This window comes from Erysipelothrix inopinata, assembly GCF_014396165.1.
Taxonomy (GTDB): Bacteria; Bacillota_I; Bacilli_A; order Erysipelotrichales; family Erysipelotrichaceae; genus Erysipelothrix; species Erysipelothrix inopinata.
This window is the reverse complement of the sequence record NZ_CP060715.1, coordinates 1,509,384-1,523,319: the sequence shown is the minus strand read 5'-3', so window position 1 is coordinate 1,523,319 and position 13,936 is coordinate 1,509,384. Positions and strand designations below refer to the sequence as shown.

14 protein-coding genes are annotated in these 13,936 nt (G+C 36.3%); 1 reads left to right on the top strand and 13 read right to left on the bottom strand.

Features of this window, described 5'->3' with window-relative positions:
• From hisS to H9L01_RS07380, 7 genes are all read right to left on the bottom strand, one after another.
• A complete protein-coding gene (gene hisS / locus H9L01_RS07410) occupies positions 1-1,278 on the bottom strand; it encodes a histidine--tRNA ligase (RefSeq protein ID WP_223151061.1) in 1,278 nt (425 codons plus the stop codon).
• Between the two features lie 339 nt (positions 1,279-1,617).
• Positions 1,618-2,079, bottom strand: coding sequence for a DUF5680 domain-containing protein (locus H9L01_RS07405; RefSeq protein ID WP_187533324.1), 462 nt, complete (start codon positions 2,077-2,079; stop codon positions 1,618-1,620).
• A gap of 51 nt (positions 2,080-2,130) precedes the next feature.
• On the bottom strand, positions 2,131-2,547 hold the full coding sequence (locus H9L01_RS07400) for a hypothetical protein (RefSeq protein ID WP_187533323.1): 417 nt from the start codon (positions 2,545-2,547) through the stop codon (positions 2,131-2,133).
• A gap of 6 nt (positions 2,548-2,553) precedes the next feature.
• Positions 2,554-3,090, bottom strand: coding sequence for a GNAT family N-acetyltransferase (locus tag H9L01_RS07395; protein WP_187533322.1), 537 nt, complete (start codon positions 3,088-3,090; stop codon positions 2,554-2,556).
• Positions 3,071-3,613 carry an ATP-binding protein gene (locus H9L01_RS07390; RefSeq protein WP_187533321.1) on the bottom strand — a complete coding sequence of 181 codons (543 nt, stop codon included), beginning with the start codon at positions 3,611-3,613 and terminating at the stop codon, positions 3,071-3,073. Before H9L01_RS07390 ends, H9L01_RS07395 begins: the two co-directional genes overlap by 20 nt.
• Before the next feature lies 1 nt (position 3,614).
• Positions 3,615-4,094: a GNAT family N-acetyltransferase gene (locus H9L01_RS07385; RefSeq protein WP_187533320.1), complete on the bottom strand. Its 480-nt coding sequence runs from the start codon at positions 4,092-4,094 to the stop codon at positions 3,615-3,617.
• A 3-nt stretch (positions 4,095-4,097) separates the two neighbouring features.
• On the bottom strand, positions 4,098-4,718 hold the full coding sequence (locus H9L01_RS07380) for a Type 1 glutamine amidotransferase-like domain-containing protein (RefSeq protein ID WP_187533319.1): 621 nt from the start codon (positions 4,716-4,718) through the stop codon (positions 4,098-4,100).
• A gap of 161 nt (positions 4,719-4,879) precedes the next feature.
• Between H9L01_RS07380 and H9L01_RS07375 the strand changes: the two genes are divergently transcribed.
• Positions 4,880-6,091, top strand: coding sequence for a hypothetical protein (locus H9L01_RS07375; protein WP_187533318.1), 1,212 nt, complete (start codon positions 4,880-4,882; stop codon positions 6,089-6,091).
• A gap of 52 nt (positions 6,092-6,143) precedes the next feature.
• On the opposite strand, the gene H9L01_RS07370 is transcribed toward H9L01_RS07375, so the two are convergent.
• From H9L01_RS07370 to H9L01_RS07345, 6 genes are read right to left on the bottom strand one after another with little or no spacing between them, the layout of a single operon-like run.
• Positions 6,144-6,677: a potassium-transporting ATPase subunit C gene (locus tag H9L01_RS07370; protein ID WP_187533317.1), complete on the bottom strand. Its 534-nt coding sequence runs from the start codon at positions 6,675-6,677 to the stop codon at positions 6,144-6,146.
• A gap of 9 nt (positions 6,678-6,686) precedes the next feature.
• Positions 6,687-8,723, bottom strand: a complete 2,037-nt coding sequence (gene kdpB, locus H9L01_RS07365; protein WP_187533316.1) for a potassium-transporting ATPase subunit KdpB — start codon at positions 8,721-8,723, stop codon at positions 6,687-6,689.
• A 1-nt stretch (position 8,724) separates the two neighbouring features.
• Positions 8,725-10,395 carry a potassium-transporting ATPase subunit KdpA gene (gene kdpA, locus H9L01_RS07360; RefSeq protein ID WP_187533315.1) on the bottom strand — a complete coding sequence of 557 codons (1,671 nt, stop codon included), beginning with the start codon at positions 10,393-10,395 and terminating at the stop codon, positions 8,725-8,727.
• A 12-nt stretch (positions 10,396-10,407) separates the two neighbouring features.
• A complete protein-coding gene (kdpF, locus tag H9L01_RS07355; RefSeq protein ID WP_223151013.1) occupies positions 10,408-10,512 on the bottom strand; it encodes a K(+)-transporting ATPase subunit F in 105 nt (34 codons plus the stop codon).
• A 49-nt stretch (positions 10,513-10,561) separates the two neighbouring features.
• Positions 10,562-11,248: a response regulator transcription factor gene (locus H9L01_RS07350; protein ID WP_187533314.1), complete on the bottom strand. Its 687-nt coding sequence runs from the start codon at positions 11,246-11,248 to the stop codon at positions 10,562-10,564.
• Positions 11,241-13,868 carry a sensor histidine kinase gene (locus H9L01_RS07345; protein WP_187533313.1) on the bottom strand — a complete coding sequence of 876 codons (2,628 nt, stop codon included), beginning with the start codon at positions 13,866-13,868 and terminating at the stop codon, positions 11,241-11,243. Before H9L01_RS07345 ends, H9L01_RS07350 begins: the two co-directional genes overlap by 8 nt.
• Positions 13,869-13,936: the final 68 nt, after the last annotated feature.

Sequence of the window (13,936 nt, the reverse complement as noted above, 5' to 3'; positions counted from 1 at the left end):
TTATTTACCTAACCACTTTCTAACTTGTCCAACGACATCCTCATAGCTTACAGTTACCTGTTCTTGAGTTTCAATATTCTTCAAATTAACGACACCTTGCTCAAGTTCATTACCACCTGAAATCATGGCAATCTTAGCATTTGTACGATCTACCATTTTGAATTGTGCTTTCATAGACTTGTTTTCATAATCCATATCTGCACAGAATCCTGCTTTACGAAGTTCTGTAATCAACTTAAACAATTGCATATTGGACTCTTGCCCCATTGGCATTGCAAAGACATCAACATGTTCTCCGGTATCAAACTTAACACCCGCAAGCTCTGCATAAATCAACAGACGTTCAATCCCAACAGCAAAGCCAACTGCATCTGTTTGTGGTCCACCAAAGTATTCCACCATGTGGCTGTAACGGCCTCCTGCAAAGATCGTAGATTGAGCTGCCGCATTTTCATCCGTTGAAATAACCTCATAAACTGTGTGTGTATAGTAATCAAGCCCACGAACCATTCTAGGATCTACTTCGTAAGGAATATTTTGTTCATCAAGAGTTTTCTTCAAAGTTTCAAAATATGTTTGTGACTCTTCGTTAAGGTAATCCAAATTAATGGGCGCTGTTTTCATTGCTTCATGATCATGATCAACTTTACAATCCAACATGCGCAACGGATTCTGTTCGTAACGTCTCTGACAATCCGAGCATAGCGTATCTAGATGTGGTTTAAAGTGTTCTTTTAAAGCCACTTTATATGCCGCTTGACTCTCAGCATCTCCCAATGTATTAATCACAAGTTTGTACTTGTGAACACCAATCTCATCTAAAAGATTAAGACCAACCATAATAGATTCTAAATCCAGATAAGGATTGGCTTCTCCGAAGAATTCAACACCAAATTGGTGGAAAATACGCATTCTTCCCTTTTGCGGTCTTTCATATCTGAAATTTGGTGAGAAATAAAAGAAACGTTGAACCGAACTTGGGTTAGCATATAATTTGTGTTCTACAAATGCACGAACCAGCCCCGCTGTTCCTTCAGGTTTTAAAGTTAGTGATCGCTCACCACGGTCCATAAAGGTATACATTTCTTTATTAACCATATCACTCGCATCATTCCCACGAGCAAATACTTCTGTATGTTCGAAAATAGGTGTTCGAAGTTCCGAAATATGATAACGTTCACAAATCTCTCTTGCTAATTTTTCAACTTCTTGCCATTTTTTGACTTCTTCACCCAAGACATCTTGAGTTCCTCTTGGTGCTCTATAACTCATCACTATTCCTCCTTCAAAATAACATAAAAGGTGCTACCAAGGACGCTAAAAGCGTGGTACCACCTTTGTTTTATACTCAAACTCTTAACGCGAGCAACGGCTAGTCTCTACTCTATTCAAGATAGCTTCTCCCATGTGTCCCATAAATCAAAAATCAGCACTTTTCACCAACCAGCACTTCTCTACGCTTTTTTAATTTATTTAATCATGTTCAACGAATATATCAATAATCTATCACAAAACAAGCGTGTTTGCAATGAAATTATAATCATCAGTCATTCCAATCGCTCGCACCACCACATCACGATTCGTTCAAATCTACGTTTTTTATATGATAATATTAATTTAGTCAAAGTGTTTATCCAAAACGAGACCACCATGAAAATTCAATTCATAAATTAGTTCATCTTTAAAAAAGATAACCTCTCTTCCCACAAACCATGAAAAATCTCCAGTGACTTCCATAACATAGGTATATTCACCATCTTTGAATATAGGTTTTCCTCTATATGGATAGAGACATGTTGGTTCCATCAACGATTTTTTCAAGAAGTCACTTGAAAACTTATCTTCATTAAGTACTCTTCCGGTATAGTTCATAGACCAAACCGGTTTTAATTCATTCCAAATAGCTTCTTCACCCGTAAATAAATGTGTGCCTAAATAACTATCAATATATTTCAGTTCTCCTAAATTGAATTCTAAATCATAGGAATTAGGTCGACTACTCGATACTTTTCCAGTACTTGATGCATAAGTATTTTTCTTTGCCTCGATTAAAAATTCAATTAGATTATCTTTATTCATAGTAACTTCTCCTGTCTATTAACTGTGCAATATAAACTAAATTTTTTTATACTACCGACGTTTCCTTATTTCAATCACAAGCGTCGGAACGATTATCATAAAAAGATAAAGTGCTAAAGTAAAAATAATCATACTTCTACTTTGATCCCAAATTGGTGGGATGATGACATCAAAAGATGCTTTTTTTGAAAAACCGACCGTAGTATGCAACCCTAAACTGATACCATTAATCCATCGAATGTTATTCATCCAGTTTTCAAGATCCATGCGATTTTCTTTAGGTTCATGAATAAGTTCCACATACGCAAAAATGCAAATTACAAATACATTGATATACACAGGTGCAAACCAACCCGTTTGCATTTCTACGTTTGATAAGAGTGTCATGATTGAAAATCCGATAACAAATAGAACTATCCAATCAAGTATTGTTCTTAATATTTTATGTTTATTAAAAAAGTAATACACCTTATCTCACCCTTGATCTATACTCATCATCATTTCCAAGCGAACCTCGTGATTCTCAATATCATGATTTGTGTAATGTGTCATATCGAGCCCTTTAATATCAAATCCATTTTTTTGATACATATTAATGGCTTTAACATTACATGATTGCACTTCCAACACGAGTTCTCTTATGGGTTCGTTTTTAACATAGTTTATAACATGCTGAATAAGCTTGCTCCCATAACCCTTATGGCGATACCGTTCATCTATGATAATATCACTAATTCGCATGCGTTGATGCCAAGATTCTTCACCAATCTGAATGAACCCCACAAGCACCCCTTCGACTTCGAGACCAAACAACACTGGATTTTCTAGATGTTTTGCAAACCATTCACCCGAGAATTCTTTTTGTTGGATTCCATCAAATGATTTCTTCACGAGAGTCACACCCCAAAAGACATCTTCCAACAATTCCACATCATAGTATGAATCTGTTGTGTATGTAACATCATAGCTTTTACCTTCATAATCTTTTTTATTAAGTTTTCGAATCATCATTGAAATCCTCCAAGCAATTTGATACATCATAATCTGTATCAATGTAAATTACTTTTTGATATTTTGATTCCACGAATGCATTCTCATACGCTGCGTTTTCAGTAAGCGTTGACTCAAGAGTACACCAGGAATCATCCAATCGCGATTCAATAACAGATGCAAACTCCTTAATACTGTCAAAATTCCCTTTAATATAATCTTGACTCATTACAAGACAATAACTATGAATATGTTTTAAGTATTCTTCTGTAAATGACGTGTACCAACGTGCCGGTATATAACATCCTTCAACAATAAGATTTTGATTATTTTCGATTGCTGTTTTTATCATCTCGGAAACAATTGGCCATAGATAATATTCGAGTTCGAGGTCATCATCAGGAGTGAGTTCTGTTTGACGACTGCGGATCAATCCCATTTTGAGTAAATCTATGGATAAAACGGGATAGTGGTATGCTTCCAAGAACTTTTGAGCCAGTGCCGTTTTTCCTGTGTGGGATGCCCCAGTTATGATTACAATCATTTCAAATCTCCTTTATCTTCTTCATGAGCGTATTGCTAAGTTTAATACCATTGCGTTCTACCACATTCTCTGACACAACCTGATAACCTCGTTTTTCAAAAAAAGGTTGCGCTGTTATCGAAGCATGAGTAGTGATTGAATAGGGACAATTCTGCTCGAGTTCATCGCAGATTCGAGATGCAATTTTGTATCCTTGATAATCTTTGTGGACAAACAACCGATCTAAATAGCCTGTATCATCACAATCTCCAAATCCCACAAGAGTCGTGCCATCATAAACAACAAGTGTATAATTTCGGCTTAAGCTCTGATGCCAAGCATACACATCCGGATTACCGTCTGCCCAAACATCACATTGTTCCTCAGTGTAATCTTTAGAATTAACAGAATGAACGGTTTCGTAAAATAAGTTGACAATACTTTCAAGATCATCACGTTGATATTGACGCATGACGAAAGATTGATGTTTACCTAAATTCATAAATTAATAACTTACCTTCTCAAAGTGCCCATCGTTTACAATGATAACTTCATTATTAGAAAACGCTTTGACATCACGTTCCGTTTCATAGTTAAGACGGATTTCGTCAACAGCTTCCACAAAGGGATCATTATCTTTATGTGGCACCGGGTAAAAATCAAGAATATTCAGAGCATCATAGTTTTTAAGTTCCAACGCTTGATTCACATCATCCATAAGTGTTACGTAGTCAATCGATGGCGCTAAAATGATAGATCCAGCAGATTCACCAATGTAACGTTTCCCTCGATGAATTTGATCGACTAACAATCTATCGACTTTTGAATTTTTCAATTCTTGAAGAAGATAAAATGTATTGCCTCCTGAAACGTAGATAAGATCACTCATTTCAAGATTTTCTGTAATTTCATCAAGATTCATGTCACGTAAATGAATTTCAATCAGTTCACATCCTTGATCTCTAAACCATGTTCTTGCTTCATCAACATAAAAATCAACAGGTTCAACTTCAGATGCCGTAGCAATAAATGCAATTTTTTTGATATCACCCATCACTAAAATTCGATTTGATTTTAGATGGTTTGCGACATCCACAAAGGATGATGTTAGGATAATATTGTTCATATTTAGTCTCCATTCTCTTTAGCAATTATATCATTATTACAAATTCATTCCTACTAAACTCCCAGTGTCGATTGTAAATTGAAAAGGATTTCATTTCTTTTACTTTTGAAATAACTTATAATTAAACTATAAGCTAGAATGCATAGAAAGCGAGATAAATTATGAAGAAAGATATCCCTCTTAACGAAAAACATCTCAAGATCACCTCTCAGTTATTCTCACTGACATCCGTGATTATTATTATTGTAAGTAGTGCCCTAACAGGATTTTTATTATTTTCGAATTCGACACTTTTTTATCGACTCATTGAATTACTATTCGGTAGGATTCCTTATGTTGGGAATATGGCCTACTATTATGTGAAATCGATGAATATTGTGAATTTCAATGTCCTCTTTGAACAAGCATTCAAACCTCTTATGATGGTTGATATTCTTTACTTCTTCATCCCTCTTCTCTTCTTTGAAATAATAATTATTATCATGAAACGTTATATCATGAAACATGATCATGCATTTCTAACTGCACTACTTTTAATTATTATTCAAGGTTCTATACTATTAACTGTCAACAACAATCTCATCTTGACGCACCACATTGATTCAAGTTTGTTTGAACTTAAGAATACTTTAGTACGCTGCATGTTTGTGATTCAGTTAATATTGTCGTTTGTCTTGCTTTATCGTCTTAGAAATTTGAATCGCTTTAACCTAAGTCAGTTGTTTTCTCATAAAGCAGCGAAACGCCTGATTCATAGTGGGTCTATTGTCGTTGTTATTATCTTTAGCCTACTCGCAACATCCCTCATCTTTGCCAACAATTATGTTAAAACAGTTGAGCAAAATTTAAAAGTTGATTATGTTATTAACTTGAAACCTACTGCAGACGGTCTTGTTCATCTTAATGTTCCAGAGAAAATTACAAAACCACTTAATATGATTGGGGTATCTTTCCCTAAAGAAATCAATGGTAGCATGCTTACTGATCAATTTGGAATCACAGAAATCGATGCAGGTTCAATGATTAATAACTTTGTTCACACTAAAGTAAATCTACTCACATATCGATTCCTCCAAGTTCCCCTTGCGAATGCATCACTCTCGATATTCTTCTTAGTTCTCATCTTCATTCTCGAAGCTGTGACTCAGAAAGTTAAGGATCATGCTACCATTTTATATCACATTCAATGGGTTCTCTCAGCCATCATCTACTTTAGTGTCTCCAAGAACTTTGGTACCGTAATCAATATCTTATCAGGACTTGTGTTCTTAGGAACAAGTATTCACTTGATTGCCTATTGGAAAACAAATAAAAAACTATTAGGTTTTATTCAGACAGTTAAAGATAAATGGAAACACCCGAAACAAGCCTAAACCACTTACACATTTAAGGGCCTCCCAAGCTATTCTTGGGAGGCCCTTTTTATTATTTCTTAATTAATGAATTTAAAGTAGTTACGTTAATAAGGGTTCCTTCATAGGATGCCTCTATTGCCTGATCTAATTCAGACTCAGAAATATCTAAGTTTTGCATAACACGTTCTTTTTGAAAGCGTATCGCTTCATAGCTAATGTGAGGATCAAATCCGGATCCGCTCTCAGTTACCAAATCTGTTGGTATTTCTTCTACTTTTCGATTGGGATGTGCACGGAGCAGTTTTTCAATTCTTGCTTCAACTTTTTGTTTATATTCCTTGGACATAATTGCATCATTGGAAGATCCACTAGGTTTCCCAATATAATCTGATGCTGATGGTCTTCCCCAGAATTCATCCATTTTTGTAAAGTGTTGACCTAATAATTTCGAGCCCTTAATAGTGTCCTGATGAACAATAGGACTGCCCTTTGCTTGCTGCGGAAATATAAGCGCACCAACACCAGTAGAAAGTAAAGGATAAATACCACCCGTAACGACTATAAAACACAATCCTGCAATCACAATTTTCAATATTTTTTTCATCTTAGACTCCTAAATTCCTAATATCGAGAGCAGTGGTGCTACAACCATATCGATAAGCTTAATTAAGATAAATGGGGTAATTACACCACCCAATCCATATACCAATAAATTTCTTTTTAAGATCGAATTCGAACTATCAGGTCGATACTTTACCCCCTTCATAGCAACAGGAATCAATAAGGGGATAATAATTGCATTAAAGATCAAGGCAGATATAATTGCGGAACTTGGTGTTTGTAGATTCATAATATTCAATTGATTCATTTGGGGAATCGCAATAATAAAAAGTGCTGGTAGGACTGCAAAGTATTTTGCAACATCATTCGCAATACTGAATGTCGTCAAGGCACCTCGAGTCATTAGTAATTGTTTTCCAATTTCCACAACATCTAAAATCTTAGTTGGATCAGAATCCAAATCGACCATATTGGCTGCTTCTTTTGCAGCTATCGTACCCGAGTTCATCGCGATACCAACATCAGCTTGTGCAAGTGCAGGCGCATCATTGGTTCCATCTCCGGTCATTGCTACAACTTTACCCAGTGCTTGTTCTTTTTTAATTTCATTAATCTTATCTTCGGGTTTACATTCCGCAATGAAACCATCAACACCAGCTTCTTGCGCAATCGTTGCAGCGGTTAAAGGATTATCTCCAGTACACATAATGGTTTTAATTCCCATAGCACGAAGGCGTTCAAACCTTTCAATGAGACCTTCTTTAATTGTATCTTTAAGGTAAATAACTCCCAGAATTACATTACCTTCACAAACTACAAGAGGCGTACCACCGAGTTTAGAAATGGATTCCACAATTGCATCAGTATCAACTGGAATTACACCACCTAAATGACCGACATATTTTTTCACAGCATCTGAAGCACCTTTTTGAATTAGTGTTCCGTCCATTTCCATGCCACTCATTCGAGTTTGAGCCGTAAATTCTATAAATTTCGAAGCATCAACTCCGTCTTGTAATACCTCAATTCCTTTATCTTTAGCGAGATTCACAATGGATTTCCCTTCCGGTGTTAAATCTAAGAGTGATGCTTTGACAGCACTTGTTACCAGGTGTTCATAAGCGACACCTTTGACGGGAAAAAATTCATTGGCTAAACGGTTTCCATAAGTAATTGTTCCTGTTTTATCAAGCATCATCACATCGACATCACCACATGCTTCAACTGCTTTACCCGACATTGCGATAACGTTGAAACGTGTCACACGATCCATTCCTGCGATTCCAATGGCCGACAACAGCCCGCCGATTGTGGTAGGAATTAAACATACTGTAAGTGCAATAAGAATGGATATTGGTATCTTAATTCCCAAACTTCCTGAGATGGGATGAAGACTCACCACTACGACTACAAAAATAATAGTTAAACTTACTAATAGCGTGCTTAGTGCTATTTCATTTGGTGTTTTCTTACGTGACGCACCTTCAACCATAGAAATCATTTTATCTAGAAACGATGATCCAGGATCAGCTTCAATTCGAATTATTAACTTATCACTGGTAACAAATGTACCACCTGTCACCGAACTGAAGTCCCCACCAGCTTCTTTCACAACTGGCGCAGATTCTCCCGTAATAGCCGATTCATCAACAGTCGCAACGCCTTCAAGTACTTCACCATCATTAGGAATGACTTCACCCGCCTGCACAGAAACAATATCACCGCGCTTTAAGTCTTGTGCAGATACTTCTTCGATGTTTCCATCTGCTAAGACACGTCTGGCAATCATGTCCTTTTTTGTTTGTCTTAAAGAACTTGCTTGTGCTTTACCACGACCTTCTGCAAGTGCTTCAGCGTAGTTTGCAAATAGAATCGTTATAAAAAGTATCAACGACACCAGTGCATTGAGGCCCCTTCCCGAAGCTAATTCCGCGCCAAATAGATTCGGATTTACAGTCAGTAAAAAGCTTAAAAACAAACCAATTTCGACGACGAACATGACAGGATTTTTAATCATGCTACGGACATCAAATTTAAGAAAACTTTGTTTTATCGCAACAATTTTAATTGATTCTTTATTTTTTTTCATATTATATACCAAGTCCTATTAATGATTCTGTAATGGGTCCTAGCATTAAAGCTGGGAAAAATGTTAAAGCGGATATTACAATAATGATGACACCTAAAGCAACCGTGAATAAAGGTGTGTTTGTTTTAAGCGTTCCTGATGATTCAACAACTGCTTGTTTTTTCCAAAGTGATTGTGCAATTTGAAGTTGAAGCAGTATGGGTAAGAAACGTCCCACAAACATAACGATGGCAGTTGAAAGATTCCAAAATAATGTCCCATCCATCAAACCCTCAAATCCTGATCCATTGTTTGCTGCAGCCGAAGTGTATTCATAAAGCATTTGTGTAAGTCCATGAGAGTTCATGGACCCGTGACCCTTTAAAAGTATTACTGATAAAGCAGTGAAACCAAGAATGAGTATCGGATGAATTAAAATTACGAGAGCTACACGTTTCATTTCATAACTCTCAATCTTTTTACTGAGATATTCTGGTGTTCTTCCAACCATGAGTCCGCATATAAATACAGTAAGAATTACATACATCATCATATTAAGAAGACCCACTCCATCGCCTCCAAACACCATATTCAACATCATAAACGCAAGTGGAACCATGCCCCCAAGTGGCGTATAACTATCTATCATCGAGTTTACAGAACCTGTTGTAAAAGACGTCGATACTCCGGTGAATAATGTTGAATTTAAAATACCAAAACGTAATTCTTTACCCTCTAAGTTTAAGGGATTTAAGATTCCTAATGATTCTAAAATAGGACTTCTGCTTTCCATCTTTATCATGACAAGAATACCGATAAAGAATAAGATAGACGAAATGACGAGTAACGGTAATGCTTCATTTTTTCTAAATCCTTGTTTTCGATCCTTTTTAGCACAGAGACCAAAGGCAACCACAAAGCCACCTGGGATCGTAATCATCGACAACATTTGAACGAGATTTGAAATTAATGTTGGATTTTCAAATGGCATGGAAGAGTTTGCTGCATAATAACCACCACCATTAGTTCCAAGATGTTTGATGGCTTCAAAAGAAGCTATTGGACCTAAAGGTATGCTTGTTTCAACGCCACTACTTGAAGTGAATACTAAAGTGTTATTCATGACTTGAGGTACGCCTTGCCACATTAAAACAATTGAAATAATAAATGAAACTGGGAGTAAGACTCTTATAATAATTTGAATGAGGTCTTTGTAAAAGTTTCCCAGTTTGTGACTCGATCCTGTGAACCCTCTCGTAAATGCCATACCAACCGCAATTCCCGTTGCTGCCGAACTAAACATATGGGAAATAATCACAAACATCTGAGCAAACTCCGACATTTGAATTTCCCCTGCATAATGTTGTAGGTTAGTATTCGTCATAAAACTGATGACCGTATTTAAAGCAAGATGCCAGGGCATGTTAGGACTGGATGTATATAAACCTTGCGTCATAAGAATTAAAATCCCAAACAAACCAATGATGAGATTAAATACCAAGATTGAACTAAAGTATTGCTTCCATCCCATTTCAGAGCGTGAAAACCCAAAGAATGAAAACAGTCTGTTCTCAACAGGTTTAATAATTCGATCACCCCAAAGTGGTTTGTATTGAATCATTCGCGCAAGATAATGGCCCATTCCAACGATCGCGAGGGACCCTAAAATAACAAATAAAAATAAATAAACCATATTTAACGACTCCTATAATTTATCAGGATTTACTAGGGCATAAAACAAATAGCCCAAGATACCTGCGACAATAATTCCCAATATAATCATTGTAATTCCTTCTTTCAATGGGCTCATTTTAGCACCCAGAGTATTAAGAGGGTATTAAGATTAAAAAAGAAGGCCTTTAGCCTTCAATTTTTATCATTCGATATCCAACACCCACATGGGTTTGAATATAATTATGGTCTTCGTCATATTTTTCAAGTTTTCTTCGAAGCGTCGTCACAAAGACTCGAAGTGCTGGAATGTTATCAGAATAATAGCCCCAAACCGCTTTGAGTATCGTATTATATGAAAGAACTTTATCTTGATTCATCATAAAGAGTTCAAGTAATTTGAATTCAATTGGAGTCAAATGCAACTCTTGTTGATTTAACCATGCTACCCCTAACGAAGGATCCATAACGAGCTTCCCGTTGCTAAGAACTTGTTCACTACTTTGATTTTGGCTGCGTCTTAAATTGGCTCTAAGACGTGCTAAAAGCTCATCCACACTAAATGGTTTAGTAAGATAATCATCAGCACCTAAATCAAGCGCCACAACTTTATCATTGTCTTCGGTTCGAGCACTTAAAATAATGATAGGTATGTTTAGATAACTTCTGATCACCTTAATGACTTCAATACCATCCAAATCTGGCAAGCCTAAATCAAGAAGGATTAGGTCAGGATTATTTGCATTCATGAGTGTGATACCATGCTGACCCGTTCCCGATTCAATCACATGATAGTCATTATATTCTAACGTTGAAACAATAAACTTTCTTACTTTCACATCATCTTCAATCACTAAAATTGTATGCTTAGACATAATCTACCCCTTCCATTTTTTGTAATGAAAATTCAAAAACGCTTCCCACTGGATGATGATCGAAAACTTGGAGATACGAACCATGAGCTTTTAGTATTTCTTGACACAAGTAAAGCCCCAGACCGATACCACGATAGTAATCACCACCAACTTTTTCACGAGTATAAAACATATCAAAAATCTTATCTTTATCCTCATCAGGAATTCCTAATCCCGAGTCAATCACTTTAACCGTAAGTGAGTCTTCGGATTCTTTAATGACCACTTCGATTTCACAGTCTTCAGGCGAATATTTTATAGCATTGTCGAGAAGATTTACCATAAGCTGGAGCATTAATTTCGCATCCACAAAGACCAATGCAATTGAGTCGGGCTTATCAAATGTGATGGTACGATTCTTATTTCGTTCTTGAATTCTACGAATGGCTTCTTCTACAATATCATCAAATATTTGCGCCTCACAGTTAAGAATCGACCCTTCATGATCAATTCGTGTCATTGATAAAATATTTTCTACAAGATTGGTTAGCCACAATGAATCATCAAGAATATCTTGAGTCATTTCATTTCTTTGTGCTTCATCAAGAGTTTGATTCAAAAGATTCCACGCATTTCCTGAAATACTGGTTAGTGGTGTTCTTAAATCATGAGAAATAGTTCTTAAGATATTTGATCGTAACTGTTCTCTTTGAATTTGAAGGTTTGAATCCACTTGTTGTTCATTCAATGCTTGAGTCTCAAGCGCTAAACCAAACTCATTTAAAATTAAAAGAATCAATGTGCGATCTTCTAAGTTCCATTCCGCATCAACATTGATCCCGATGACAGCAACGGGGTTTCCATGACTTCGAATTGCATAATAAATACACGATGCATTGGATAGTGTCCGTGTTCCAAAACCTGCTTTTCGATTGTTTTGATAAACCCAACTCGCAATTGCAACTTCTTGTTGCGATAACAAGGTTTCGTAGATTGTATCCGGGGTATCATCTGAGAATACAGTTGGAACTAAGACGTCTTCAATCGGAACATAGATGACAACACTTCGCTTAAGCATATTCTTAATTTGATGACCCATTTCATAAACAATCATTTCTTGGGTTTGAGCTTTTTGAAGTTTAAGACTGGTTTCCAATAGAACTTCAGTACGGTAAGCTTTTTCAACATGAGTGATATCATTTACTCTTAGTTTTAATACTAAAGATCCTGTGATAAATGATGCGATAAACATGATTAAAAACGTAACCGGATAACCACTATCATACGCATTTAATGTAAACTTAGGGTCGGTGAAGAAATAGTTAAATACGAGTACACTTGAGATCGACGCTAAGATTGCTGTAAGTCGATTTGGTGTTAACACCGAAATAAATAACACAGCTAGAATATAGAGTGTAATAATATTCGCTTCACTAAAGCCCCAAAATTCAAACAAGAGTCCCAAACCTGTTGCAATTGCAATAAACGCAATTAAAATTCCAAGATCTCGTAAATTGGGTTTGTAATGTTCGTGTCTAAAGTTTAAATTTCTTTTCTTAGTGGGTACTGTATCGGGAATGACATACACATCGACTCCCGATGTTGACTCAATAATTCGTTCAATTAGTGGCACTTCAAATAACGCCTTCAATTTCCGCGATGTCGATTTGCCCAACACTATTTTAGAAACATGACTCAGTGTTGCGTAATCAGATATTTGTTGCGCAATATCACTACCATATAAGGGTGTTATCACTGCACCCAAATCTGCAGCAAGTTGGATATTGTCTTTCAACCCTTGACTCATATCATTGGGAGTGTCAGTATCTTCATCAATGACATAAATAGCTGTAAACTCAGCATGGAACGCGTCTACCATTCTGGAAGCATTACGAATTACTTTCGCATTACTGGGAGAAGCAGATATACAAACCATGATATGTTCTTTAATCGCAACATTACCATCACGATAATATCCAAACTCACTGGTTCTTCGTTCCGTAATTTTATCTGCAGTTTTGCGAAGTGCTATTTCTCTTAAGGATATCAAGGTTTCTTCCGTAAAGAAATGATTTAAAGCATGATTGGCTTGTGTCTCTTGGTATACTTTCCCTTGCTTAAGCCTCTCAATTAAATCTAAAGGATCAATATCAATAAGTTCAACAGTATCCGCTTTCTCAAAGACAAAATCAGGAATTCTTTCGTTCACAACTACGCCCGTTAGGGCTTCTACAATATCATTGAGACTTTCAATATGCTGAATATTCACAGTCGTATATACATCAATACCATTATGAAGTAACTCTTCGATGTCCTGATATCGTTTGACATGGCGACTCCCGGGACAATTTGTATGTGCCAACTCATCAACCAAAACAATGTCTGGGTTTCGAGTAAGTGTTTTCTCCAGGTTAAACTCTTGAAGTTTCAGTCCTTTGTAATCAATTATTATATTGTCAATAGTCTCTAATCCGTTGCATAGTGCTGAAGTTTCAGGTCGTAAATGAGGTTCAATATAACCAATAACAACATCGACATGATTATTCTTTAGTTGGTGTGCAGATTCAAGCATGGCGTAGGTTTTTCCTACCCCTGCAGCATACCCTAGAAAGATTTTCAATTTCCCTACTTTTTGAGCCATAACACACCTTCTTTTTTTCAGTATAGCACAGCCTAATAATCTGAGTATTAAGATTGTATTAAGATTTC

Coding starts and splice junctions, on each gene's coding strand:
- H9L01_RS07345 (WP_187533313.1), bottom strand. CDS start 13,868: ATGGCTCAAAAAGTAGGGAAATTGAAAATCTTTCTAGGGTATGCTGCA.
- kdpB (WP_187533316.1), bottom strand. CDS start 8,723: ATGAAAAAAAATAAAGAATCAATTAAAATTGTTGCGATAAAACAAAGT.
- kdpF (WP_223151013.1), bottom strand. CDS start 10,512: ATGAGCCCATTGAAAGAAGGAATTACAATGATTATATTGGGAATTATT.
- kdpA (WP_187533315.1), bottom strand. CDS start 10,395: ATGGTTTATTTATTTTTATTTGTTATTTTAGGGTCCCTCGCGATCGTT.
- H9L01_RS07375 (WP_187533318.1), top strand. CDS start 4,880: ATGAAGAAAGATATCCCTCTTAACGAAAAACATCTCAAGATCACCTCT.
- H9L01_RS07395 (WP_187533322.1), bottom strand. CDS start 3,090: ATGATGATTCGAAAACTTAATAAAAAAGATTATGAAGGTAAAAGCTAT.
- H9L01_RS07350 (WP_187533314.1), bottom strand. CDS start 11,248: ATGTCTAAGCATACAATTTTAGTGATTGAAGATGATGTGAAAGTAAGA.
- H9L01_RS07380 (WP_187533319.1), bottom strand. CDS start 4,718: ATGAACAATATTATCCTAACATCATCCTTTGTGGATGTCGCAAACCAT.
- H9L01_RS07405 (WP_187533324.1), bottom strand. CDS start 2,079: ATGAATAAAGATAATCTAATTGAATTTTTAATCGAGGCAAAGAAAAAT.
- H9L01_RS07390 (WP_187533321.1), bottom strand. CDS start 3,613: ATGATTGTAATCATAACTGGGGCATCCCACACAGGAAAAACGGCACTG.
- H9L01_RS07385 (WP_187533320.1), bottom strand. CDS start 4,094: ATGAATTTAGGTAAACATCAATCTTTCGTCATGCGTCAATATCAACGT.
- H9L01_RS07370 (WP_187533317.1), bottom strand. CDS start 6,677: ATGAAAAAAATATTGAAAATTGTGATTGCAGGATTGTGTTTTATAGTC.